The 25,084-nt window shown below is 37.4% G+C and carries 21 protein-coding genes and 1 tRNA gene; 19 read left to right on the top strand and 3 right to left on the bottom strand.

The features are described from left to right. From NFR27_RS07340 to NFR27_RS07285, 12 genes are all read left to right on the top strand, one after another. Nucleotides 1-2,004: YadA C-terminal domain-containing protein (locus NFR27_RS07340; protein WP_251454943.1), on the top strand; the 2,004-nt coding region annotated here is incomplete at its 5' end. A gap of 440 nt (nucleotides 2,005-2,444) precedes the next feature. Continuing rightward, nucleotides 2,445-3,095: a tRNA (guanosine(46)-N7)-methyltransferase TrmB gene (gene trmB, locus NFR27_RS07335; RefSeq protein WP_251443812.1), complete on the top strand. Its 651-nt coding sequence runs from the start codon at nucleotides 2,445-2,447 to the stop codon at nucleotides 3,093-3,095. A 2-nt stretch (nucleotides 3,096-3,097) separates the two neighbouring features. Next, complete coding sequence (locus NFR27_RS07330) at nucleotides 3,098-4,369, top strand: FtsW/RodA/SpoVE family cell cycle protein (RefSeq protein WP_251443809.1); 1,272 nt, start codon at nucleotides 3,098-3,100, stop codon at nucleotides 4,367-4,369. Between the two features lie 45 nt (nucleotides 4,370-4,414). After that, a complete protein-coding gene (gene uraA, locus NFR27_RS07325) occupies nucleotides 4,415-5,695 on the top strand; it encodes a uracil permease (protein ID WP_251443806.1) in 1,281 nt (426 codons plus the stop codon). Between the two features lie 139 nt (nucleotides 5,696-5,834). After that, nucleotides 5,835-5,909, top strand: a tRNA-Arg gene (locus NFR27_RS07320). A 262-nt stretch (nucleotides 5,910-6,171) separates the two neighbouring features. Continuing rightward, nucleotides 6,172-6,510, top strand: coding sequence for a hypothetical protein (locus NFR27_RS07315; protein ID WP_251443803.1), 339 nt, complete (start codon nucleotides 6,172-6,174; stop codon nucleotides 6,508-6,510). 137 nt (nucleotides 6,511-6,647) lie between these two features. Next, a complete protein-coding gene (locus NFR27_RS07310) occupies nucleotides 6,648-7,238 on the top strand; it encodes a LemA family protein (protein ID WP_251443800.1) in 591 nt (196 codons plus the stop codon). A 158-nt stretch (nucleotides 7,239-7,396) separates the two neighbouring features. Beyond that, complete coding sequence (locus tag NFR27_RS07305; protein WP_251443795.1) at nucleotides 7,397-8,317, top strand: M48 family metalloprotease; 921 nt, start codon at nucleotides 7,397-7,399, stop codon at nucleotides 8,315-8,317. Nucleotides 8,318-8,560: 243 nt separating this feature from the next. After that, nucleotides 8,561-8,773 (top strand): helix-turn-helix domain-containing protein, encoded by a 213-nt coding sequence (locus tag NFR27_RS07300; RefSeq protein ID WP_308795476.1) that lies wholly within the window; start codon nucleotides 8,561-8,563, stop codon nucleotides 8,771-8,773. Nucleotides 8,774-8,970: 197 nt separating this feature from the next. After that, a complete protein-coding gene (locus NFR27_RS07295; RefSeq protein WP_251443775.1) occupies nucleotides 8,971-10,266 on the top strand; it encodes an SLC13 family permease in 1,296 nt (431 codons plus the stop codon). A 12-nt stretch (nucleotides 10,267-10,278) separates the two neighbouring features. Then, a complete protein-coding gene (locus tag NFR27_RS07290) occupies nucleotides 10,279-11,088 on the top strand; it encodes an amidohydrolase family protein (RefSeq protein WP_251443773.1) in 810 nt (269 codons plus the stop codon). Nucleotides 11,089-11,330: 242 nt separating this feature from the next. Continuing rightward, complete coding sequence (locus tag NFR27_RS07285; protein WP_251443770.1) at nucleotides 11,331-12,002, top strand: NAD(P)H-dependent oxidoreductase; 672 nt, start codon at nucleotides 11,331-11,333, stop codon at nucleotides 12,000-12,002. Nucleotides 12,003-12,120: 118 nt separating this feature from the next. Here the strand turns inward: NFR27_RS07285 and NFR27_RS07280 are convergent, their stop codons facing one another. Then, entirely contained in the window at nucleotides 12,121-12,876 is a 756-nt protein-coding gene (locus tag NFR27_RS07280; protein ID WP_251443767.1) for a LysE family translocator, read from the bottom strand. Between the two features lie 156 nt (nucleotides 12,877-13,032). On the opposite strand from NFR27_RS07280, the gene NFR27_RS07275 reads away from it, so the two are divergent. Beyond that, a complete protein-coding gene (locus tag NFR27_RS07275; RefSeq protein ID WP_251443764.1) occupies nucleotides 13,033-14,259 on the top strand; it encodes a M20 metallopeptidase family protein in 1,227 nt (408 codons plus the stop codon). Nucleotides 14,260-14,380: 121 nt separating this feature from the next. Here the strand turns inward: NFR27_RS07275 and NFR27_RS07270 are convergent, their stop codons facing one another. Next, nucleotides 14,381-15,334, bottom strand: a complete 954-nt coding sequence (locus NFR27_RS07270) for a YihY/virulence factor BrkB family protein (protein WP_251443760.1) — start codon at nucleotides 15,332-15,334, stop codon at nucleotides 14,381-14,383. Between the two features lie 373 nt (nucleotides 15,335-15,707). On the opposite strand from NFR27_RS07270, the gene NFR27_RS07265 reads away from it, so the two are divergent. Next, nucleotides 15,708-17,042 (top strand): nucleobase:cation symporter-2 family protein, encoded by a 1,335-nt coding sequence (locus NFR27_RS07265; RefSeq protein WP_251443757.1) that lies wholly within the window; start codon nucleotides 15,708-15,710, stop codon nucleotides 17,040-17,042. Between the two features lie 216 nt (nucleotides 17,043-17,258). Here NFR27_RS07265 and NFR27_RS07260 read toward each other — a convergent pair whose 3' ends face one another. Further along, nucleotides 17,259-18,137, bottom strand: a complete 879-nt coding sequence (locus tag NFR27_RS07260; protein ID WP_251443754.1) for a LysR family transcriptional regulator — start codon at nucleotides 18,135-18,137, stop codon at nucleotides 17,259-17,261. A gap of 140 nt (nucleotides 18,138-18,277) precedes the next feature. On the opposite strand from NFR27_RS07260, the gene NFR27_RS07255 reads away from it, so the two are divergent. The 5 genes from NFR27_RS07255 (at nucleotide 18,278) to NFR27_RS07235 (ending at nucleotide 24,907) form a co-directional block, all read left to right on the top strand. Further along, the gene (locus NFR27_RS07255; protein ID WP_251443750.1) at nucleotides 18,278-20,554 is read left to right on the top strand and encodes a hydratase; all 2,277 of its coding nucleotides are present in this window, start codon (nucleotides 18,278-18,280) and stop codon (nucleotides 20,552-20,554) included. A gap of 409 nt (nucleotides 20,555-20,963) precedes the next feature. Then, a complete protein-coding gene (locus NFR27_RS07250; RefSeq protein ID WP_251443747.1) occupies nucleotides 20,964-21,407 on the top strand; it encodes an MOSC domain-containing protein in 444 nt (147 codons plus the stop codon). 21 nt (nucleotides 21,408-21,428) lie between these two features. Next, the gene (gene moaA / locus NFR27_RS07245) at nucleotides 21,429-22,415 is read left to right on the top strand and encodes a GTP 3',8-cyclase MoaA (protein WP_251443744.1); all 987 of its coding nucleotides are present in this window, start codon (nucleotides 21,429-21,431) and stop codon (nucleotides 22,413-22,415) included. Between the two features lie 12 nt (nucleotides 22,416-22,427). Further along, nucleotides 22,428-23,543, top strand: coding sequence for an aldose epimerase family protein (locus tag NFR27_RS07240; protein WP_251443741.1), 1,116 nt, complete (start codon nucleotides 22,428-22,430; stop codon nucleotides 23,541-23,543). A gap of 194 nt (nucleotides 23,544-23,737) precedes the next feature. Next, on the top strand, nucleotides 23,738-24,907 hold the full coding sequence (locus NFR27_RS07235; RefSeq protein ID WP_251443738.1) for an iron-containing alcohol dehydrogenase: 1,170 nt from the start codon (nucleotides 23,738-23,740) through the stop codon (nucleotides 24,905-24,907). Nucleotides 24,908-25,084 lie beyond the last annotated feature (177 nt).

Here is a 25,084-nt window from a genome sequence, read left to right as displayed (position 1 = left end):
AAAGATGTTGAAGGACAAAAGATTTACGATTTCAAATTAAGTAAAGACATTACTGTTGGTACACCGGGTAAGGATGGAAAAGATGGTACGCCTGGTAGCATTACTATTGTCGGCGAAAAAGGTAAAGATGGTGCTGATGGAACACCAGGTAAGAATGCAATCGCTGAGATTACTGTTAAAGAAGGCACACCAGGTGTTGACGGTAAAGACGGAGAAAGTATCACTCGTATTGTTTATGAAACAGGCAAAGATGCTAATGACAATCCAATCGTTACAGAAGTAGCTACTCTCAATGATGGTATGAAATTTGCTGGCGATGATTTTGTTGATGATTCTACTAAATATGTAGCTAAAAAACTTAACGAGCAGCTAGATATTAAGGGTGGTGCTGCAGCTAATGCTTTAAGCGATAATAACATTGGCGTAGTTGCTGATGTAGACTCTAAGGATCCTAGCAAAGTTACGGGCTTACGTGTTAAGTTAGCGAAGAACATTATTTTACCTGACGGTAGTGTTCGCATTGTCGGTCCTACTGATAAAGAAGGGAAACCAACTGGCAGTATCTATATTGCTAATCAAAAACCTACGCCAAAAGTTGCTGATGAAGATGCACCAGATAAAGCTGTAGAAGGTTTATACATTACTGGTTTGGATAATACAGATTGGAACCCTGATACTACTGGTATCGTTGAAAATCGAGCAGCCACTGAAAAGCAATTACAAACAGCAATTAGTAATATTAGCTCACAAGTTGGCGAAGCTGGTGTTTGGAAGCTTCAAGTCAATGGTGCAGGTGAACGTTCTATTAAGAAAAACTCAATTATTAACTTTAAAGATGGCAAAAAGATTAAAGTTACACAATCCGGTAATGATATTACGATTGGTGTAGATCCTGCTTTTGTTAAAGAGGTAACAGATAATACTTCTAATATTACTACCTTGAACAATCGTGTAAGTAAGGTAGAAGGCGACATTAAGAACATCACTAATAATGGTATTGTTACCAAGGTTGAAGGCGATGCTACCGGCGTAAAAGTAACTCCAGTTGATGCGTCTGAACCGTCCAAAGGCGTAAAAGTTAGTCTTGATGAAAAAATCACAGTGGGTGGTATTGTTATCGATGGTACGAAACCAAAAGATGGGGAACCGGCTAATAACACAATTAAAGGCTTAACTAATACAACTTGGGATGGTGCGACTTTTGAAAGTGGTCGTGCGGCTACCGAAGATCAGCTTCAGGCTGTAGATGGCAAAATTACTAATATTATAGACAATATTACTGATATTGCTGGTGTAACAACGATTAAAGAAGGCGATGGGAATATCCTAGCGCCTAAGACTGATGGCAAGAATGAATATACCTTATCTTTGAACAAAGATCTTAAAGTGGGTAACAGTATTGCAGTTGGCGATAAAGTGTATATTACTAAAGATGGTATTAATGCAAATGGCAAACCAATTAGTAATATTGAAGCTGTTGAGTTGAGTGCTGATGGTAATTATGCAGCTACTACAGGTCAAGTATTTGAAGTACGAGAAACATTGGAAAAACAAATTGGTAGTGTTGCCAATGTAGTACAAAATAATACGCGTCAAATTTCACGTTTGGATACGAAGATTAACAAATCCGGTGCTGGCCTTGCCGCATTAGCAGCTTTACATCCGCTTGATTATGATCCAGATAACAAGTGGAATTTCACAGCCGGTATTGGTACGTATCACGGCTCTAATTCTGTAGCACTAGGTGCGTTCTATCGTCCAAACGAAAATACTATGTTTAGTGTAGGTGGTACCTTAGGCAATGGCGAAGATATGATGAACTTTGGCGTAAGCATGAAGTTTGGCGAATCTAATCCATATGCTGGTATGAGTAAAGGTCGTTTAATTGAGTATGTGGAAAAACAAACAACTGAAATTGATGACTTGAAGGCTCAAAATGAAAGCCAAAATGAACGTATTAAGAAGTTAGAAGAATTAGTTCAATCGTTGATGATTAGTAAATAACTAATTAGACAATGAAAAGTATAGTTACTTTAAGAAAGAGCTAATTACGATTTAGTGATTCAGGTTTTACAATTGAATAGTGTCCTCAACATACAAGGGAGCTAATGACAATTTAGATGTCGCTATATGGGGTAGTGCTCATAAAATATATTCGTGAGGTAATTGTTATTGTGTGTGTTGAGGACCTCCTACGACAAGGGCTGTTCCAAAATGCTGGCAATGAGTTAGATATCTAATTTTCATTTCAAGAGAGCTATTTTAGGGACAGCCTTTTGTTGTGTAAATGACAGCTATACTATATAATTAATTAGATAGAGATTTTTATAAAAGATAAGTTTTTACTAGAGACGTATTAGATGATCTAACAATCAAAGATAGCAGTTTTTAGCTAGTAAAATTCATAGTGTATATTATAGGATTAATGAATTAAAGGAGATAGTATGCGATTACGTAGAAAACCTTGGATTGATGAGGCGATTCACGAATATGATTCACATGTGATTTTAGAGAACCAGGAGGCGAATAAAGGGGCTTGGCGTGAATTATTTGTGGATTCTACTAAACCGTTATATTTTGAATTAGGAACAGGTAAAGGTCGCTTTATCGCAGGTATGGCTGAAGCCCACCCAGAAGCTAACTTTGTTGGCTTTGAGGTTCAATTAGGCGTGTTATATTATGCGGCGCAAAAGGTATTTGAACAGAATTTACCTAATGCTAAAGTAACACTCTTTGATATTGCTGGTATTGAAGATGTGGTTGAGCCTGGTGAAGTGGATCGTTTTTATATTAATTTCTGTGATCCTTGGCCAAAGGCACGTCATGCTAAACGTCGTTTGACTTATCGTACTTTTTTAGACCGTTATGCACGCTTATTGAAACCACAAGGTGAAATTCACTTCAAAACGGATAATGAAGGTTTATTTTTATTCTCTTTAGAAGAGTTTAAAGAGTGTGGTTGGATATTAAAAAATGTAACCTATGATTTACATAGTACGGATATGCCTAATGTAATGACTGAATATGAAGAGAAGTTTAGTAAAAAAGGACAGCCGATTTTCCGCCTAGAAGCGATTAAACCTGAGGAGGCGTAATCATGGCGAAGGAAGCAAAACGAGCTGAAGATACTTGGTTGCAGCGGCTCGTACGAAATGATGCACAGGGCATTATTTTGGTAGTAGCTATTTGGATTTTCATTGGTAGTGTTAATATTTATAGTGCTACGTCTGTTGAAATGGCACAACAAGGAACGATTTTAAAAAGTAATATTGTAAAACATATAGGATTTTTAATAGGCAGTCTGTTGGCAGGCAGTTATTTTTACCAGCTGGATTATCGCCGTCTTAAAGAACCTAAATTCATGATGTGGATTATGGTCGGTGTTTTTTTATCTCTAGCCTGGGTTGGTTTATTTGGTACTGTTGTTAATGGGGCGCGTCGTTGGATTAGTTTGCCTTTTGGCTTATCGGTACAACCTTCGGAGTTCGCTAAGTTAGCAGGCATAATTTGGGCGGCCCAATGCATTGAAGAGTGGCGTAAACGATTTCCTACAGTATCTTTGTTTGAAGCAAAAGATGCGAGTGGGCAGTTGCGTAAATATCCTGTGCCATCGAAAGTTTTATGGGCACCGCTGGTATTTGGCATTATCACGCTAGTTCAGCCAGATACAGGGACGGCCGTATTAATTGTGGCCTTTCCGCTCATTTTAATGGTAATGGCTCGTTTAAATCAGCGTAGTTTGCGGCAGCTGGGATTGGTTATGATTGCCGGAGCTATAGGTTTTGCGGCTATGATTTGGCATTCTCCGTACCGTCTAGAACGTATTTTAGCTTGGCTAGATCCTTGGGGACATGCACAAACCTTGAGTTATCAGAGCGTACAGAGTATGTTAGCCATTGGTTCTGGTGGTATATTAGGACAAGGCTTGGGACAAGGTACTGCTAAATATTTTTACTTACCAGAGGCACATACGGACTTTGCTTTTGCTGTGTGGGCACAGGAAACAGGCCTTTTGGGAGCGGCTATTTTAAGTTTTGTAGTGTTGGCATTTGTGTATTTTGGGTTTCGTGTAGCTATTGGTGCACGAGATTTCTTTGGCAAATTAATGGCCTTAGGCATTACTTGTATTATTGGCGGTCAAGCTGTATTTAATATGCTTATGGTATGTGGTATGTTGCCAGTTACAGGGGTGCCACTGCCTTTTGTATCCTATGGTGGGTCGTCTTTATTAATGAATGTAGTAGCGGTTGCTATTTTGCTCAGCATTTCACGGGTTAATGAAGAGGCTAATCGTAAAATCGGTAGCCAAGGCATTATGCCTTCTCTACGTGAAGAAACGCGGAGTCGTTTCAGACCGTCTAATGGGTAAGCGACAAATTATATTTAGTGTGGAGTTAGAAAGGATTTAGAGGACATGAAAGATTTTATTGATGTGTCTGAACGGCCGTCTAATGCGGCCATGTTGCCATTAAGTTTTCAACATTTATTTGCCATGTTTGGGTCGACGGTACTAGTACCGTATTTGTTAAAAGCAGACCCGGCCACGGCGCTTTTTATGAATGGGATTGGAACTATTTTGTACTTATTTATTTGTAAGGGAAAAATTCCTTCTTATTTAGGTTCCAGTTTTGCATTTATTGCCCCTGTGTTATCTGTTATGGCAGCAGGGATGTCTTATGAAGCGGCTCAAGGGGGCTTTATTGCCTTTGGTTTAGCTTTTATCGTATTGTCTTTCATTGTTCGTGCAGTGGGCATTGGTTGGATTGACGTATTATTCCCACCAGCGGCTATGGGCGCTATTATTGCCGTTATTGGTCTGGAGTTAGGGCCGGTAGCGATGGGCATGGCCGGTATTACGGGTGACAGTTGGCAGTCTTTGGGCATGACGCATGCACAAGTACTGACTATATCTTTATTCTCTTTAATAGTAACGATTTTAGGGACTGTTGTATTTCGCGGTTTCTTTGCGGTTATTCCTGTATTAATTGGTGTTGTATCCGGTTATATTTTGGCTGCGTTCATGGGGGTAGTGGACTTTTCAAAAGTATCAGAAGCAGCTTGGTTCTCCTTACCTCATATGAGTGCGCCTGTATTCAATATGAATGCTATTTTAATGATTATGCCAGCATTATTTGTTGTATTTGCTGAGCATGTAGGGCACTTGGTAGTAACAAGTAATATCGTAGGTCGTGATCTTATGAAGGATCCAGGTCTTGAACGCTCTTTGTTAGGGGATGGGATTGCTAATGTGCTTTCTGGTTTCTTTGGGGCTACGCCAAATACAACATATGGTGAAAACATTGGCGTATTAGCGATTACTCGCGTATTCAGTGTTTATGTTATTGGTGGGGCTGCTGTGTTGGCGATTATTTTCTCCTTCATTGGAAAAATTGCAGCCTTGATTCATGCTATTCCTGTACCAGTTATGGGTGGTGTAAGTATTTTGTTATTTGGTATTATTGCCGCGTCTGGTCTACGTATGTTGGTAGAACGTAAAGTAGATTATACGCGCCCTGATAATTTGATTTTAACATCTGTTGTTATGATTACTGGCTTAAGTGGCGCGCAAGTATCTTTGGGACCAGTTGTGCTTCAAGGTATGGGCCTTGCTACAGTTGTTGCTATTGTACTTAGTATTTGTTTTACAATTTTCCGTAAAACAGGACTTGGTAATAAACAGTTGAAACATGATTAAGAAATAGAAGGAAAAAGAAAAAGTAATTAGCAGTTAACCGTGTTCGGATGGTGTTAGCTATTTGACATGCTATAATTAGCACTGCTATAATGATTGGGTAGCCTTTGTACATATTTTGTGTGCAGAGGTGCCCATATATGCGCCTATAGCTCAGGGGATAGAGCATCGGTCTCCGGAACCGAGTGCGCAGGTTCGAATCCTGCTAGGCGCACCACCGATGTTTACTGACTTTTTAGAAAAAGTAGAATAAAAAATATTGGCGAGTAAGCCAATTTGTATGCCAGTTTTTAAAGAAAAGGTAGAAAATGAGCTTTCATTTTCTACCTTTTTGTTATTAAATTAAATTTTAAATTTCATTGCACAATTAACCATAACATATAATTATGTATTGGCTAAAAAAGTCCTACAATTGACTTTTTTTAGTAGGGCTTTGTACTATAAGATTATAAGATTGCGAATGAAAGAGGTGATATAAAGTGAGTAATCAACAAGATAAATTTAAAGGCAAAACGTTTTTGCTAATGCATAAAGATATACCTACTGTTAAATTTCATTTTTATAAGTATGAAATGTGGGCTAATGTTGATGAGGTATTAGATAAACATCATGCACCAGTTAATATGGTTGGGCATCACAAAGGTGTTGACTTTTATTTAAATAAGTTTTTAAATCACCATGTAATACCGAAAGATAGACCGAATGTTGCTGATATTCTTGAACGTAAAATACCTAATTTAGTTAATACACTTCAAAAACGAGTTAATTCATTAGAAAAAGAACTTACTAAAAGAAATCTTGTTGCTCATTTCAGTTGACGCTGAAATGAGCTTTTTTGTACATAGATTCTAAGTTTTAGAAAATATTCCTGAACTTTATAAGGGTGTATAAATAAAATTTTGTAAATAGTAAAGTTTTTGCTATAATGAATAAAAGTAAGGAGAGGAGTTTTATAATGAGTTTTTTATTAACTGTAATTTTAATTGTACTTATTGTATTTTTTATTAAAAAATACAATCGACTTCAGAATTTAAATCAGGAAATTAAAGAAGCAAGATCTAATATTAAAGTTGTGGTAGAACGCAAGGTAGCTATTGTTAATCAGTTCACTGAGCTTGTGAATAGTTATGGGGAATATGAAAAGCTAATGCAACTTAAAGTGTCTGGCAACTACGTAGAAATGGCAAAAGCATCTTCAGAAGCAGTTACTTCTATTCAAGCATTGGCTAATACATATCCTGAATTAAAAGCAAGCACTAATTATAATACATTTTTACAGAATATTGCACAGAATGAATCTATTTTGACTGAAAAGCGAGAAGCTTATAATAGCGTTGTAAAGGGTTATAATAGTGAAATCGCACAGATTCCAATGGTGTTTGTGGCTTCTGTATTAGGGTTTAAAGAAGCACCTTATTTTGATCTTAATAATGAAACTGAATTTAATGCTTTCAGTGGTGCGAATACAGAAGCTATTAAAGAATTAGCGATTAAAGGCACGGAAAAGTTGAAAGATAAAACAGAACAAATTAAAGGTAAATTTTAACACATATCATAAGCTGTAATGAGTACAACCATTGGTTGGGCTCATTGCAGCTTTTATAGTATATAATAAGTGAATGATAAGAAAAGAAAAAATAATAAAAATAATAGAAAAAATAGAAGATAATAAGATACCGAGAAAGTATTAAGAAAGGCGTGGCTATGGGAATTTTACTTGTTATTTTAACGGCTTTTGCTTATGGGATAGTGGCCGCTGTTGTATTACATTTTATAAATAGTATTTTAGCGGTATTTGGTGTTCAAAATTTATTGGAGCAACCTTTTATTCTTGAAATTTTACGGGCTTTTAACTTGCCAGAACATAGCTTTGCTATATCGTGTGTTTGGATTGGTTTGTTATTTGTAGCCTTTATTATTTTGTATCAATTACCACCAATTCAGAGTTTACATCTTTCTTTTAAGGGTATAACAAAACCAAAAGGGGACTTGGGAGACTATTTGATAGCCTGTTGGGAGGATGTGTGTCAACGGGCGGGCGTTAATCCGCAGCGATACCGTTTATATGTGGGACAAAGCGGCGAGATAAATGCTTTTGCTATGGGCCATGATCGTGTAGTTGTTTATGCTGGCTTATTAGCTGAAATGGAGCCCGCCGAATTAAAAGGCGTGTTAGCTCATGAGCTGAGTCATTTAGTTCATCGTGATACAACATATGGAATGACTTCGTTCGCTATTGCTTCGGCGTATAACTTAGTACTTCGTTTATTTAGCATCATTATTTGGTTCATTGTATTTGTGCATAACATCATCAGATTTATACCGTTTATTAATATTTTATCCTTGTTCTTTACGCTAATTATATTAATTTTGAATTTTATAGTTAAAATCATGAATTCTGCTGTTAATACAGCTTTTGTGTTATTGAGTCCTTTTGGCTCTCGTATTGCTGAATACCGTGCTGATCGCTACGCCTATGAATTGGGGCTAGGCACAGAGTTGGCATCGGCCCTAGCTAAATTAAGCCGTTATGGAGATACGCATGGATTTATTAATCAGCTATTTAGTGACCATCCGCCACTATATAAACGGGTGGCTAAGTTGCAGCAACTAGCTAGTAAATAAGAGAAAGGGATAAGGCGTACTGGAGATTAGGTATTTAATAGTGTTTGTAAAATGATAGCGTATATGCTATCATTGGACTAGGGAATGTAAGGTGATGTAAGTGTATAATATTGAATTTTATGAGAAAGGTAATGGGGACTCAGAAATATGGGATTATTTACAACGAAAAGGGGGAATATAAATGAAAACTTGGGAAGATTATAAAAATTATGTTAAGTCTATTGATGAAAAAATCGCTTTGATATTGAAGAAATAGAGGAATTAAGCGCTTTAGTAACGACAATTATTAAGAGGCGTAATGAATTAGGATTAAGTCAGCGTGCATTGGCAGAACAATGTGGAATTCCTCAATCTTCAGTAGCACGCATAGAATCATTTAAAACAATGCCAAAAGTTGATACCTTATTAAAAATTATGCAGCCTCTAGGTTTACGCTTACAAATTATTAGCTTATAAAATAAAGGTCCGTCGAGTCTTAGACGGACCTTTTTGTTTTAATATTTGCTTATTATGTTTCTGGCTGATATAGATTTTTTTTATTCCTGATGTAAAGTAATTGATATTTGTTACGCATGATTTATAGTTATATACTGTATGTGAAATTGTAATTACTGTAATTTATTAGGTATTAGAAGTAGTTAGGGGGTTAACTGATGGTTAATGTTTTAATTTTATGTGCCATTGTTGTGGCGATAGCTTTAGGCTATAGAACAAAAATTAATACAGGATTTTTTGGGATTGCTTTTGCATACATCATTGGCACATTTTACTTAGGTATTAAACCCGGTGATGTCATTAAAATGTGGCCCATGAGTATTTTCTTTGTTATTTTAGCGATTTCTTTATTTTATAATTTTGCCATGACTAATGGAACGCTTGAAAAACTAGCTCAACATATGTTATATCGGACTCGGCGTATTCCTAAGTTGTTACCATTTGCAATTTTTGTAGCAGCAACAATTTTAGCTGCATTAGGGGCAGGATTTTTTGCTGTTATGGCTTTTTTTACACCGATTACAATGTTGCTATGTAAAAAGACTGGCCTTAGTCCATTAATTGGTGCTTTAGCCGTTAATTATGGTGCTTTGTGTGGCAATAACTTTATGATTAGTCCTGGTGGCGTGGTATTTATTGGTTTAATGCAGAATGCTGGTTATGAAGCAGCAGCTTATGGATATGAATTTCAAATATTTCTTGCTTCTTTCTTAGTACCTTTAATTGTTCTAGGGATTATGATACTTTTGAATACCCGTAGAGAGGGAAGTACAGACTTAGTGGATATAACACTACCAGAAGCTTTTGATGATAAACAGCGGAGAACCTTATATTTAGTAATTGCGATGATTTTTGTTGTGTTAATTTTTCCTATTTTACTAATTTTCTTCCCACAAGTAGAAATTTTGAAAACGTTAGAAAAGTCTATTGATGTAGGTTTAGTAGCCATTGTGTTTGCGCTTCTTGCTTTACTGCTCAAATTAGGCGATGAAAAGGAAGTTATAAAAATGGTTCCTTGGGGAACATTGATCATGATTTGTGGTGTAGGAATGTTGATTTCAGTGGCAATTAAGGCTGGTACTGTAAAAATGATTGCTAGCTTTGTTAGCAATACAATTCCAGAACCGATTGTACCAATTGTTATGGCTGTTATAGGTGGCTTTATGTCATTCTTCTCTAGCACTATGGGGGTTGTAACGCCTGCATTATTCCCATTAGTACCAAGTTTGGCAGAAGCAACAGGGATAGATGCAATAGTTTTATTTTCTGCCATTGTTATTGGGGCGCAAGCTACTGCAATTTCGCCTTTCTCATCAGGTGGTAGCTTAGTTTTAAGTACAGTAAAAGAGGAAGAACGCGTAGATATGTTTAGTAAACTTATTTTCAGAGGTGTGCCTATCTGTTTAGGCGCTGCTATTATTTATGCGTTTGTTATTAATCTGATTATTCGTTAGGGAGGTATTATTATGAAAGTTGATACACATGCACATGTCTTTTCACCAGATTTGCAGTTAGCTAATGATCGGCGTTATGCTCCATCCTATGAAGCAAGTATTGAAGATTTTATTGCAAACTTTGAATCTAAAGGGCTACAAGCTGGTATGTTGATTCAGCCAAGCTTTTTAGGATTTGATAATAGTTATATGGTAGAGGCTATTAAAAAGTATCCAAATAAGCTATATGGGGTGGCCGTTGTAAATACGGATATTACTTTAAAAGAGCTAGAAGAATTAGCTAAGTATAATATTGTTGGGATTCGCCTTAATTTGTACGCTCGAGAAATTCCTAACTTACGTGAAGGAGAATGGCCACGTATTCTAAATTATGTAAAACAGTTAGGTTGGCATGTAGAGCTTCACATTGATGCAATACAGTTACAGCCGTTAATTGATGCATTATTAGAGGCGGGTGTGAAAGTAGTTGTTGATCATTTTGGAAAACCGACAGCAGATATAGCTGCAGAAGATGAAGGGTTTAAATATTTATTGTCAGTTGGTAAAACAGGACAAGTGTGGGTTAAAATCTCAGCTTCGTATCGTTTGAAGAAGGAAAAAACGTTAGAGGATAATGTAGCAATTGCTAAAACATTAATACCTAAATTATTAGAAGCATTTGGGCCAAGTCGTTTGTTATGGGGCAGTGATTGGCCACATACACAGTTTGAAACTTCAATTACGTATGATAAGGCTTGGCATGTTTTGAGTGAGCTTGTCCCTGATAAAGCTACTCAAGAAATCATTTTGAGTCAAAGTTTTGCTGAGTTAATCGGCAAGTAAAAAATTTAATTATTGATATTTAAATAATTATTTCATTCGAATTTATAGTCATAGTAGAGTTCTAAAGTTTTATGTTTAATAGATATTTTTATTTCCTTCAAGTGTTTAATGTAGTATGGTATACTAAATATATCGATATAGTTGTTTGATGATTTAGTAATTAAATTATCAGGCTATTTAGCGAGGTGCTACTATGTATATTGTGTAGCTTATGTATTACTACATTTGAAAGGAAGATATATATGAATATTACATCTAAAGATATTTTAGAGGCATTTAATTTTAGATATGCTTGCAAGAAGTTTGATGAAAACAAAAGAATACCAGAGGCAGATTTTAATACAATTTTAGAAGTAGCCCGTTTATCACCAAGCTCTTTTGGTTTTGAACCATGGAAATTTTTAGTGATTGAAAATCAAGCGTTAAAGGAGAAATTACTACCTATTTCTTGGGGCGGTCAAAATAGTTTAAAGGGAGCTAGTCATTTTGTGATTTTATTGGCTCGTAAAAAAGTCGATACTGTCGTTGATGCTCCCTACATTACACATATTATGAAGGACATCAAACATATGCCTGATGAAGTTATGGATATGATGCGTCAAGCATATGGCAATTTTCAGCAGAATGATTTTAACTTGTTAGAAAGTGATCGGGCTATTTATGATTGGGCGAGCAAACAAACGTATATTGCGTTGGCCAATATGATGACTGCTGCGGCAATGCTTGGCATTGATTCTTGTCCGATTGAAGGCTTTAATATTAAAGCGGTAGAAGAATTACTCGCCACAGAAGGTATCGTGGATACTAATCATTTTGGTGTATCCGTTATGGCGGGCTTTGGCTATCGTGATGAAGAACCTCATCGTGAAAAGACACGCCAAGCGATTGAAGATATTGTAACTTGGGTTAAATAATTAAAAGGATGTAACTATTACATGAGAGTGATTCATGTAAGGTTACATCCTTTTTTATTAAATTATAATAGTATTATAATATGCAACTGTAACATCTAGTTTTTAAAGAATAACGTTTTTAAAAGAATAGCAATAAGCCACCAATGCATAATAAGACGATACCTTGTATGCGATTTAATAGGCGTTGTGAACTAGGGCCTTGATGTAAAAAGCCGCGTAACTTGCCGGCACATAGGGCGATAAGGCTGAACAGGACAAAGGCTTGTAAACTAAAGGTGGCACCTAAAAAAGCAATGGATAAACTAGGATTTTCACTATTAGGGCTTACAAATTGTGGTAAAAAGGCTAAGAAAAATAATAAGACCTTTGGATTTAAGATGTTCATAATCAAACCCTTACGGTAAATAGCAAATCCCGTTTCAGACCGCTCTATTGCTGCAGTTTCCTTTTTGTGTGTAGTAAGTTCTGTTGTATTTTGGGTTGCTGTAGCCGTTTCAGTTGTTGCTATTTCTGCGGTAGCTGTTTCAGTTGTTGCTATTTCTGCTGTAGTCGCTTCAGTTGTTTCTATTTCTGTTGGGGTGGTTTCAGATACGTTTGCTGTAAAAGCACCCCAAGCAAGATAAAATAAATAAGCCGCGCCTACATATTTTAACAGAGAAAAGGCGATAGGTGAACTTTTTACTAAGGCAGCTACACCTAGAATGACTAATGTTGTATGAAATATAATGCCCGATGCAAGACCGCCTGCTAAGATAATGCCAGCTTTAGCACCATCAGCTATACTTTTAGCTAGCAAATATAAATTGTCAGGCCCTGGTGCCAAGGTCAGAAGAATGGAAGAGATTAGAAAATAAGGAAATAAAGTAAAATCCATAAAAAACTCCTTTGATGCTTGTTAATACATATATTACCAAGTATAACACAAAAATAAAAGGAAGGCTGAAAATAAATCATAGTATTTGAGTAGGAAAACTTGACAAGAAGGCTCAATTATTCTACTATGAAAGCCAAAGAGATTGGAGGAGAATATATGGAATCAATGATAAATACTAAAATTACAGACGCTACCAGTACGGTAGCAGCTGTTAAAGAATTACAAAAAGAATATGAAAAAGATATTATTGCTTGGCGTCGCTATTTGCATCAATATCCAGAAGTGAGTTTTGAAGAGCAAGAGACGACAAAATACTTAGCTGGTGAATTGGATAAATTAGGCATTCCGTATGAAATTAACCCTGAAAAAAATACAGGGTTAGTAGCTTGGATTGAAGGACCTAAGCCAGGTAAAACAATTATGTTGCGTGCTGATATTGACGCACTTAATGTAACGGAAGAAACTGGTTGTGATTTTACATCACAGCATGCTGGTAAAATGCATGCTTGTGGCCACGATGGTCATATGGCGATTTTATTAGGTGCGGCTAAAATGCTTAAAACATTGCAACATGAAATTGAAGGCAAGGTATATCTTGTATTCCAACCTGCAGAAGAAAGCGCTGAAGGGGCTGAATTTATGAAGAAATTTGGTACCTGGTTTGCTGAAACAGACAGCGTATTTGGCGGGCATATTTGGATTGATTTGCCAGCTGGCAAAGTATCTGTAGAAGCTGGTGAGCGCATGGCAGCAGCACTTGAGATTAATATTGAAGTAGAAGGGAAAGCCGGCCATGGTGCACAACCTCATTTAACTGTGGATGCAACGGTAGTAGCCTCTGCCATTGTTATGAATTTGCAGACTATTGTTTCTCGTCATTTTAGTCCATTAGACTCTGTAGTTGTTACAATTGGTAAAATGACAAGTGGTGATCGTTATAATGTCATTTCAGGCCGTGCTAAGTTGGAAGGAACTGCTCGTTATTTCAAACCGGCCATAGGTGAAGAGTTAAAGAAAGCCATGGGACAAATGGCTGAAGAAACCGCAAAAGCGTATGGAGCGACGGCCAAAGCTTCATTCCGTCAGATGGTACCTCCTACTATTAATGAACCTGCTTGTTCTGAATTGGCTCATCGAGTGGGCGCTGATTTATTCGGTGAAGAGAATGTAGTTCTTATGGAAAAAACTATGGGTGGCGAAGATTTTGCTTATTATTTAGAAGAAAAACCGGGTTGTTTTGCCTTCTTTGGTATTGCTAACCCTGACCTTGATGCGGTTCATTCTCACCATAGTAATTTCTTCAAAATTGATGAGTCCGCTTTGCCAATGGGGGCGGCTATGTATGCTCAGTACGCTTTGCAGTGGTTGAAAGAAAATAAATAAAGTTAGCCGATAAGTAAAAAGTTAAAAAGCAATTTAATAAAATAAATTAAATAAGATAATAAAAAAGACAAGCTATAGAAAATTATTTAGTAGTTTCTAGCTTGTCTTTTTATTTATATAATTATGTGTTATCGTTAGCTTTTGCTGTTTCGTTGGCTACTTTCTCTTTATCGCGATTTTCTTGTTCTTTCTTTTCTTCATCTTGGAGTAGCTCATCTAATTGATGGTCAATAGCTTCTTTTTTTAGGTCGCTGTCTAAATCTCTATTGCGAATAATTTCAGCACTAATAAGAATGGTTTGAACCGATAAGTTAATCCAAATAAAGAGGATCATAATGCCTACGAGAGGCCCGTAAGTGGCAGAGCCACCCGCGAAATTTGTGATGTAAAAACGATAGCCTACTGTTAATAGTAGCCATAAAACCGTAGCTAATAAGCCTCCTGCAAAGGAACGTTTCCAGCTGATAACATTTCCTTTTTTATGGCGTGGTGCATAGTGATAAAATAAGGTTAAGGACAGAGTAAAAGATACTAGTGGCAATAAGGTTGTAAAGGCAGCTGCCAAATTGATTACGTCTTTGGAGATGCCGAAGAAATTGCCAAATAATTGTAGGAAGGATTGGCCGTACACGGAGAGAATAAGGCCTAAGAAACCTGTAATAGCCCCAATCAAGGTAAAGAATAAGGCTTTGCTATACATTTTAACAATGCCTTCTTCAATATGATCCAGTCCCAGCATTGTGTTAAGGGCATTAATTAAAGATCGTGTACTGGCTGATAAAGTCCAAAAGGCAGTGATAATACCCACTGAAAAGAGGGTGGTACTTTGATTCTGTGTCAAATCATCAATTAATTCTGTTAAGGTATGTTGAGAATCCGGTGGCAATAAATCTACTAATTGATTGAGTACATCCGTGTTATGGTTGAGAAATACGGTAATACCAGTTAAGACAATGATTAGAAATGGTACTATCGATAAAATAATATAATACGTTGTTTCAGCTGATAACCGTGAAATATTGTGACGGCTATAGTCTTTTAAAATAATATTGACCCAATTAATCATAGACTTCATAGTCGAAAACTCCTTAGTTATTTGAAAACAATAAAAATGAATACAATTCTTTATATCATACTTTTGCGACTTTGTAAAAAGATGTGAAGCATGTATTCTTAAAATTTAGTCTTATTATGAGAAAATAGGTTTTGACAAAGGGGAAAAATCGTTGTTTAATAAATATAAGGAATATATAGTTGGTGTTAAATTAGAAATATTTATTAAAAAGCAAGTGTAATTTATAAATTATAGGACCTATAAAACTGATATCTTTGTAGGTGTAGTAGAAGGGTTCACAGGTTGATTTATATTGTTAGAATTTCTATAAATATTTCTAAAGTAGCAACTATGTATAAATAGGTATAATGGTATTTTGTATGAGGGGGTTCTCATGAGCGAAGACGTTAAAAAGGCTGTTCATCCCGTCGATGAAATGTTGCCTACATCGCAGTTGTTTGCCTATGGCTTGCAACATGTATTAGCCATGTATGCAGGGGCGGTGGCCGTGCCAATCATCGTAGCACAGGCTATGCATTTGTCTGCAGAGCAGCTAATTCATTTGATTAATGCAGATTTATTTACTTGTGGTATTGCTACATTAATTCAAACCCTAGGTTTTTGGAAAGTAGGGGCTAGAATTCCTATGATCCAAGGGGTCACCTTTGCTTCGGTAACACCTATGATAGTTATTGGCTCTCAAGGAGGGATGACCGCCATTTATGGTGCCATTATAGTGGCGGGGTTGTTTACCTTTTTAGTAGCTCCGTATTTTAGTCGATTGATACGCTTATTCCCACCAGTGGTAACTGGTACTATTATTACCATTATAGGGATTACCTTATTGCCAGTTTCTGTTCGTTGGATTACCGGCTATGCGAAGCCTACATCACCTGAATTTGCAAGTCCCATGAGTTTGTTTTTAGCATTTTTAACTTTGACTATGGTTATTCTGGTATATCGATTCTGTAAAGGCTTTTTAAGTAATATTTCTGTATTAGTAGGCCTAATTGGTGGTACTATTGTTGCCACTCTTCTAGGGGTAGCTGATTTTAGTGAAGTGGCGACGGCTGATTGGATTGGTTTCATTACACCATTCTCTTTTGGCTATCCTACCTTCGATGTAGGGGCCATTATTTCTATGATTATTGTAATGATTGTAGTTATGGTGGAAACTACGGGCGACTGTGTAGCGATTGGTGAAATTGTAGGTAAGCCAATGGGTCGTAAAGGTCTGGCTAAATGTTTGCGTGCCGATGGTTTATCCACTATGTTGGGCGGTATTTTTAATAGCTTCCCATACACTGCATTTGCGCAAAACGTAGGTTTGTTAGCGGTAACTCGTGTAAAAAGTCGTTTTGTAGTCGCTATGTCTGGTTTAATTCTTGTAGTATTAGGTCTTGTACCTAAAATGGCGGCCATTGTAGCGTGCATTCCAAACTCTGTATTAGGTGGGGCAGGTATTGCTATGTTTGGTATGATTATTGCTAGTGGTATTCGCGCTTTATCTAAGGTTAATTTTGAAGGTAACTACAATCTAATGTTAGTTGCTGTAAGTATTGGGATGAGTATGGTTACCTTAACAGAGCCTAATTTCTATCATAATTTCCCAAGCTGGACTTCTGTTATTTTACATAGTGGCATTACACTTGGTAGTTTGACCGCAGTTGTGCTTAATTTAATCTTCAATGGTTTCGGTAAAGAGGAGCCTGTTGAAGAAGACGATTAACATAATAAAATTGGTTACTTTTAAGGCCGCTCTCTAACTGTTTTAGTTAACAGGCGAGAGTGGCCTTTTATTTTTGATTGTAGTTTATTTGGATATATCTAAGTATATAGGGATGCATTGAAGATTTTAGAAATAGATTTTGCTTATAGTAGATTGAAATAATTAACTGTTTGTCTTATATCTTGTTTAGGGATATCATGTATGCATAAAGAGGAATTATAGCTTGGGTGAAAGGGGCTGTGTGTAGTTAATTACAAAATCTACAAATGTTTTTACGGCTGATAATTGTTCATAGGAATGGCGATAGTACATCCACGTTTTTCTTAACAAAAAGTTTCCTTCAAGATCAATTAATGGTTCCGCTATAACGTCAGGGGTATCCTGACCACAGCTTTGGGATAGGAAGGTATAGCCTAGATTTTGTTGCACTAATTTTAAAGCTGTATCCATAGCATCTACTTCAATGGCCGTTTTAGGGGGTTTTTGAAAATGAGCATACCACCAATCATCTAGGACGGATTGTAAGAGGGAGTCCGTTTGATAATGAATATAAGGTAGCTTGGGCAAATCCTCGATAGAAATAGGTGTTTTATTAAAGACACATAGTGGTTCTTGCCAAAGCAGTTTTTTATGTTCTGTCCAATTGTGATCACCACGGACGATGCAAACGTGAAGATCTCCTTCAAGAAAGTCACGATAGCGATTGTGACTGTAGCCACTTTTCATTTGAATATCTATGGCTGGATATGTTTGCTTGAATTCGTGAAGTAATTTGGGCATATGGTATTTAGAAAAAACATTGGAACAACCTATGCGAATGAGACCTTTGGCAATATGATCTTTGGAAGCTAAGAACTCCTTGGTAGCTTCATAGGAGTTAAGGGCTTTCATAAAATAATGATATAAATATTCGCCTTCGGTAGTAAACTCGATTCCGCGAGGACGACGGATTAAAATAGTGCAGTTAAATTCCTTTTCTAAACGTCGTAGCCTATCACTTAAGGCTGGTTGCGATAGGAACATTCGCCGAGCTGTATGGGTAATATTTTTTTCTTCATATAAGGTTTTTAGTAATAATAAATCTTTATCATCCATAGTTTTCTCCTATTGATATAAGTAGTTAAGTATAAGTATAACATATATCTAAGGGATAGATAATAGGTGATATAGGTATAGTTGTAAATTGGTTTTAGTGAATTATAAAATGAGTTACATTGTAAAATGGAGGGATAAACATGGTTTCGTTACAAAATGGTATGTATTTAATTAATGGTCAACTAATGACCGAAGAGATGGTACAGCAGCAGGGCCTTTCAGTGAATAAGGAAGATGCTCGTCGTGGTACCATAGCGTATTCAATTTTGGAATCCCATCAGCAGGCGGAAGGCATGAATGATTTACGCATTAAATTTGATGCATTAGCATCTCATGATATTACCTATGTGGGTATTATTCAAACGGCGATTGCCAGTGGCTTAGATAAATTTCCAATTCCGTATGTATTAACTAACTGTCATAATAGTTTAGCCGCTGTAGGTGGCACGATTAATGAAGATGATCATGTATTTGGTCTATCCGCAGTTAAACGGTTTGGTGGCATTTATGTACCACCTCATTTAGCTGTTATTCATCAATATATGCGTGAAATGATGGCCGGTGGTGGCAAAATGATTTTAGGTTCAGATAGCCACACTCGTTATGGAGCCTTAGGAACCATGGCTATTGGCGAAGGCGGTCCTGAATTAGTAAAACAATTGTTAGGGCGTACTTATGATATTAAACGACCTGAAGTTATTGCTATTTATTTAAAAGGCAAACCAAAACATGGTATAGGGCCACAAGACGTTGCCTTAGCAATTGAAAAAGCTGTATTTGCTACGGGCTTAGTTAAAAATAAAGTTATGGAATTTATCGGACCTGGGGTAGCATCCTTGTCTATGGACTTTAGAAATGGCATTGACGTTATGAGTACGGAAACTACCTGCTTGTCCACAATTTGGCAGACTGACACTGTAGTGAAAGACTTCTTAACAATCCATGGACGTCCAGAAGCATATCGTGAAATGAAACCAGCCGATGTAACGTATTATGATGGTGTTGTTATGGTTGACTTAGATGCGATTGAATCTATGATTGCTATGCCGTTCCACCCTAGTAATGTGTATACGATTAAAGAGATTAATGAAGGCGGTATTGACTTATTACGCACTATCGAAGAGAATGCGATTGCTCAATTAGATAATAAATCATTGTCTTTAGGTCTTACTAATAAATACTATGATGGTAAATTACATTCCGACCAAGGGATTATTGTAGGTTGCTCTGGTGGTTTATATGAAAACTTGGTGGCAGCGGCTAATATTGTTGGTGGTAAAAGTGTAGGTAATGGCCGCTTCGCATTTAGCGTATATCCTTCCAGTCAGCCAATTTATCTAGAACTTATGAAAAACGGGGCCTTGGTTGATTTAGTGGAAGCAGGGGCTATTGTACGTACTGCATTCTGTGGGCCTTGCTTTGGTGCAGGGGATACGCCAAATAATGAAGGTTTTAGCGTGCGCCATGCAACTCGTAACTTCCCTAGTCGTGAAGGTTCGAAACCTGGTAATGGTCAGATTTCATCTGTGGCCCTTATGGATGCTCGCTCGGTAGCCGCTACCGCAATTCATGGAGGCGCATTAACACCGGCTACTGAAATTGATTATGATGATTCTGTGCCAGAATTCCATTATGATGCTAAGCCATATGAAAATAAAGTGTATGCAGGATTTGGTGAAGGCAACAAAGAAGAACAGTTAATTTATGCACCATCCATTAAAGCTTGGCCAAAAATTGAGCCACTACAGGAAAATTTACTTCTTAAAGTAGCAGCATATATTGATGATCCAGTGACAACGACTGACGAATTAATTCCATCAGGGGAAACATCTTCCTACCGTTCAGATCCATATGCCTTATCTGAATTTGCTTTAAGTAGAAAAGTACCTGAATACGTGGGTCGTGCAAAAGCTGTTAGAGATATTGAAAAAGCTCGTCAAGATGGAGAAAATAGTCCAGAATTAGTTAAATTATATGAAGTGGTTAAAGACGCTGTTTCATACACTGGAGATGTAGCTGAGTTTGTGAATAGTACGTCAATTGGTAGTGTTATTTATGCTAATAAACCAGGTGATGGTTCGGCTCGTGAACAAGCAGCATCTTGTCAACGTGTACTTGGTGGGGCCGCTAATATTGCACAAGAATATGCGACTAAACGCTATCGTAGTAATGTAATGAACTGGGGTATGTTACCATTTTTAATTAATGAAGATGATGCTAAGAAAATTACAGTGCATGATCTTGTTTGGGTACCAAAAGTACGTGATATCCTATTGAGTGATGATACTACATTTACTGGTTATGTAATTGGTGAAAGTGGTGTACAAAAGATTACCTTAACACTTGGTGATATTGAGCAGGATGAAAAGGATATTATTGCAGCCGGTTGCTTAATTAATTATTATGCGAATAATTAATTAGCATAAAGAATAATTAATTAGCATAAAGTTTGATTAAAAAGTAAGGGTATGAATAGTAAAATAGTGAAGCACTACATTATGTGTAATTAAATACGTTGCATTATGTGTAATTACATACGCTGCACTATATTAAATCTGGCATGACTTAGAATTTAGGTCATGTCAGATTTTTTTGTAAAATTAACAAGTAAACATGTTTAAGTTACCTATATCGTGTTATAATAGCTATTATATAGAAATCAATCTATACAGTGTTGCCAGAGCAACATACAAAGTGATTGATACAGTGGCATACTAAGCGTAGTAGCATGCAGCCGTAAATTTGCTAGGTATTTGTATCATCGGAGTATTTAGGGCTATGTACAGCTAAGACTTAGTAGGTCATAGAAAGGAACTAATATATATTATGGCAAAGGTTATTGCGATCTCCATTAGCGAAAAAAAAGGACAGAAGAAACATAATATTCCAGAAGCCAAGTTAATTACTGACTTTGGCATGGAAGGGGATGCACATGCTGGTAAATGGCATCGCCAAATTAGTTTGTTAGGCATTCAAAGTATTGATTTAATGCGAGCTAAGGGGGCGGATGTAAACCCTGGTGATTTTGCTGAAAACATTACAATTGAAGGCGTTGTTTTATATGAATTACCTGTCGGTACGCGTTTATTTGTAGGTGACGATGTACTGTTAGAAGTGACTCAGATTGGCAAGGAATGTCATTCTGGCTGTGAAATCCAAAAGCAAGTGGGTTCTTGTATTATGCCAACCCAGGGAATTTTTGCTAAAGTGTTAAGCGGTGGCACGATTAAAGTTGGCGATACTGTTGTGGTAGAAGAAGTGGCTAATTAAATAGCCCATAGGAGCGTTCGGATGGTACAAGATAGTTGGCAACGAACAATTGAATATGTGCGTGTATCACTAACGGAAGCCTGCAATTTTTGCTGTCCTTACTGCCGGCCAGAAGCCATTACCCCAGAGAGTCAAACCAATTTGCTAACACCTGATGAGTGGCTTGTTATTTTAGAAGCCTTTCATGAATTGGGGATACGCGCGTTGCGTTTGACAGGGGGTGAGCCATTACTATATCCGCAACTTGATACCTTGTTAGCTAAGTTGCAAGAACGTCAATGGTTTGAGGATATATCGATGACTACGAACGGCAGTTTGTTGGCTAACCGAGCGGATAGTCTATGCAAACTTGGTTTACAGCGGGTCAATATTAGCTTAGATGCTGTCGATGAAAAAACATTTGATGAGCGTACTGGCCGTACAGGGCAGTTACAAGCCGTTATTGATGGAATTGAAGCCTCCTTGCAGGCAGGGTTTAAAACAGTAAAAATTAATACTGTATTGATGGAAACATTGTCCGATGATATGGTGCGCTCTTTATTAGCCTATATGAAAAAATGGCCTGTAATCTGGCGATTTATCGAATACATGCCATTTCAAGGCGAGAAATTTAGAGGACCTACGTTTGATATGTGGCAGCAACAGCTGGAACGATTATGTGGTGGTAAACTAGTTCCTGTAGGACCAGCGCCTAAGACGCAGGACGTGACAGGCTTTGGCCCGGCCACGTATTATCGTCTGCCACAAGGTAATTTAGTGGGCTTTATTTTCCCTATGAGCCATAGTTATTGTGACTCATGTAATCGAGTGCGTTTAACGTCTGATGGTCGTTTACGCCTTTGTTTGCTTCGTGATGATGAAGCTGATTTAGTAGGTTTAGTTCGTCAAGGTAAAACAGCGCAAGAATTGGCACAGTATATTGTTGAAGTTTTACAATTGCGTAAAGAGCAACATGATGGCGCTGATATGGATGTACCTAAACGTGCTATGTGGCGCATCGGCGGTTGATGAGGTGACACAATGAAGCGGTATGATTGGGGTAAGACAAAAAAAGGTGAGGCTGTCAAGCTATATGAATTAGAAACGGAACAATTAATAGTTCGGATTTTAAATCGTGGCGCCACTATTGTAGATTTTATTGTAAAACCTTTGAAACGAAACATTGTGCTAGGTTATGATACGTTTCGTGGCTATGAACAAGGTGATGCCTACTTAGGCGCTACTGTAGGGCGCGTAGCTAATCGCATTGGCGGTGCTCGCTGTGAAATTGATGATAAAACCTATTCGTGGACACCTAATAATGGGCCTAATTTATTGCATAGCGGTGAATGTAGTTTAAGTTTTGCTCTTTGGCAATTGGTACCTAATAGTGAACGCAAAGAAGTCAATTATGAAAAAATAGTGCTCGCTACTACCTTACGAGGTCAAGATGATGGATTTTCTGGCGATTTGCGGGTTCAGCTATTGGTGGAAGTAGATGGAGCTGAGTTACGATTAACGTATCAATACATGACTTCAGAAAATTCAGTAGTCAATATTACAGGTCATAGTTATTTTAACTTGAATGGTACAGCCGCTCTACCTCATGTCAATGGGGCTATGGTTGCCGCTGATCAAGGCTTAATAACAAACCATGAAGTTCAATTGAATGCATCCCAATATTTACCATTTGGCGATAATCAAATTCCAACTGGTGAGATTGTTTCCGTGGAAGGAAGTCCTTTTGATTTTCGTGCATGGCAATCTATAGGTGACGCCTTGCGTCAGTATCAAGCACCATTAGCGGCTTATCGTGGCTACGATCATCATTATGTGTTGCGAGCGCCCAATACATTGGCGTTGTCTGATAATGGTATGATGAGTCATTCGCCGGTGGAAGTACAACGTTGCGGTTCGTTTCGGGTAGCGGATTTGACATTACATGTTTTATCAGATGCACCGGGCTTCCAACTATATACAGGTAACTGGCTAGCTGATGAAGGTCGTCAAGGTGAAGTCTATGAACAATACAGTGGAATTTGTATTGAACCACAATTCGCACCTAATGATGTGAATATGGCGACGTTTCAGGAATCGTTGACAAAAGCCAATGAAATGTACGAACGACGTATTACATATGCTGTGGAACTTCATTAAGATAAATCATATATTGGAATAGACATACAGCTATTGAAATAGACATGCAGCGAAAGAAATATTGAGAAAAATAATAAAATGTTTCGTTGTATCTATAGCTAATTTACGTTACAATTAAGATAATAAAACAGGAACCGGTTGTGCCACGCATGACCGGTTTACTGCATATGGATATGAATATAAAGGAGGTCCCTATGGACGCATTTACTTTTTATAACCCAACGAAGATTGTATTTGGCAAAGATTGTGTAAGTCAACTTAGTGAGGAATTAGCTCGCTATGGCAAAACGGTGTTACTCACCTATGGCGGTGGTAGCATTAAAAAGAACGGTATTTATGATGCCGTTAAGGCTCAATTACAAGCTGCTGGTAAAACTGTCGTTGAATTAAGCGGTATTATGTCTAATCCTCGCATGGAAAAAGTGCAGGAAGGTGCTGATTTGTGCCGTAAACATAATGTTGACTTTGTCTTGGCTGTTGGTGGTGGTTCCGTTATTGACTGCTCTAAATTTATTGCTGGTGTAGCGAAAACAGCGCCTGATTTTGATTGGTGGGAGCATATGTTTATGAAACGTGAAAACGTAACAGAAGCTTTGCCTATTGGGGTTGTTTTAACGATGTCGGCTACAGGCAGTGAAATGAATAACCGTGGTGTAGTTACTAATTGGGAGCTACAGAAGAAAATGGGCGGTTTTGGCGATGCTCTATTCCCACAATTTTCTTATCTAGATCCTACATATACATATACAATGCCACAAGAACAGCTAGTAAATGGTATTTGTGATATGTTATCCCATTTGATGGAGCAGTATTTCTCCTTGCCTGAAACGAATAATTTAAGTGACGCTATGATTGAAGCAGCCTTTAAGAATATTATGGAAAATGCTGATATTGCAGTTAAGAATCCAACAGATTATGAAGCTCGTTCCAATTTGATGTGGGGGGCTACGATTGCTCTTAATGGTATTATGGGCTTAGGTAAAAAACAGGACTGGATGGCCCATCAGATTGAACATTCCTTATCTGCGTTCCATGATATTGCTCATGGGGCTGGCCTTGCTATTGTTCACCCTATGCTACTTCGCTACATTTATAAAGATCATGTGGCACGCTTTGTGCGCTTTGCTACCAATGTGTGGGGCTTAAAGCGGAGTGACTACGACAGTGATGAGGCATTAGCCTTAGCGGGCATTGAAGCATTACGGGCTTATTTCAAGAGCCTTGGTGCACCAACAACCTTGACTGAAGTAGGGATTCCCGCAGAAGATTTACCAGCCATTGCGGAAAAATCAAACCGCTACCCAACATCATATACAAACTTTACAACAGAAGATATTTTGAACATCTATAAGAGCGCATTGTAATTTTATTTAAAGTATTAAAGCCGTTAGGCTACACTATTTCAATCGTGCCCTTAGATTCCAAAAAATAAAAATAAGCCGTAACAAGATGAAGAACTATAACTTACATTTTGTTATGGCTTTTTAGTTTATGAGTAGTTTTTCATTTCTTTTTGACAAACTTTATTTCCGTTGATAGCC

Source organism: Veillonella intestinalis (genome assembly GCF_943192895.1).
In the GTDB taxonomy this organism is placed as follows: domain Bacteria; phylum Bacillota; class Negativicutes; order Veillonellales; family Veillonellaceae; genus Veillonella_A; species Veillonella_A intestinalis.
This window is presented reverse-complemented; position numbering and strand designations above follow the sequence as displayed.

Coding starts and splice junctions, on each gene's coding strand:
- NFR27_RS07275 (WP_251443764.1), top strand. CDS start 13,033: ATGGAATCAATGATAAATACTAAAATTACAGACGCTACCAGTACGGTA.
- NFR27_RS07265 (WP_251443757.1), top strand. CDS start 15,708: ATGAGCGAAGACGTTAAAAAGGCTGTTCATCCCGTCGATGAAATGTTG.
- NFR27_RS07235 (WP_251443738.1), top strand. CDS start 23,738: ATGGACGCATTTACTTTTTATAACCCAACGAAGATTGTATTTGGCAAA.
- NFR27_RS07330 (WP_251443809.1), top strand. CDS start 3,098: ATGGCGAAGGAAGCAAAACGAGCTGAAGATACTTGGTTGCAGCGGCTC.
- NFR27_RS07240 (WP_251443741.1), top strand. CDS start 22,428: ATGAAGCGGTATGATTGGGGTAAGACAAAAAAAGGTGAGGCTGTCAAG.
- NFR27_RS07310 (WP_251443800.1), top strand. CDS start 6,648: ATGAGTTTTTTATTAACTGTAATTTTAATTGTACTTATTGTATTTTTT.
- NFR27_RS07270 (WP_251443760.1), bottom strand. CDS start 15,334: ATGAAGTCTATGATTAATTGGGTCAATATTATTTTAAAAGACTATAGC.
- NFR27_RS07295 (WP_251443775.1), top strand. CDS start 8,971: ATGGTTAATGTTTTAATTTTATGTGCCATTGTTGTGGCGATAGCTTTA.
- NFR27_RS07290 (WP_251443773.1), top strand. CDS start 10,279: ATGAAAGTTGATACACATGCACATGTCTTTTCACCAGATTTGCAGTTA.
- NFR27_RS07285 (WP_251443770.1), top strand. CDS start 11,331: ATGAATATTACATCTAAAGATATTTTAGAGGCATTTAATTTTAGATAT.
- NFR27_RS07250 (WP_251443747.1), top strand. CDS start 20,964: ATGGCAAAGGTTATTGCGATCTCCATTAGCGAAAAAAAAGGACAGAAG.
- uraA (WP_251443806.1), top strand. CDS start 4,415: ATGAAAGATTTTATTGATGTGTCTGAACGGCCGTCTAATGCGGCCATG.
- moaA (WP_251443744.1), top strand. CDS start 21,429: ATGGTACAAGATAGTTGGCAACGAACAATTGAATATGTGCGTGTATCA.
- NFR27_RS07255 (WP_251443750.1), top strand. CDS start 18,278: ATGGTTTCGTTACAAAATGGTATGTATTTAATTAATGGTCAACTAATG.
- trmB (WP_251443812.1), top strand. CDS start 2,445: ATGCGATTACGTAGAAAACCTTGGATTGATGAGGCGATTCACGAATAT.
- NFR27_RS07260 (WP_251443754.1), bottom strand. CDS start 18,137: ATGGATGATAAAGATTTATTATTACTAAAAACCTTATATGAAGAAAAA.
- NFR27_RS07305 (WP_251443795.1), top strand. CDS start 7,397: ATGGGAATTTTACTTGTTATTTTAACGGCTTTTGCTTATGGGATAGTG.
- NFR27_RS07280 (WP_251443767.1), bottom strand. CDS start 12,876: ATGGATTTTACTTTATTTCCTTATTTTCTAATCTCTTCCATTCTTCTG.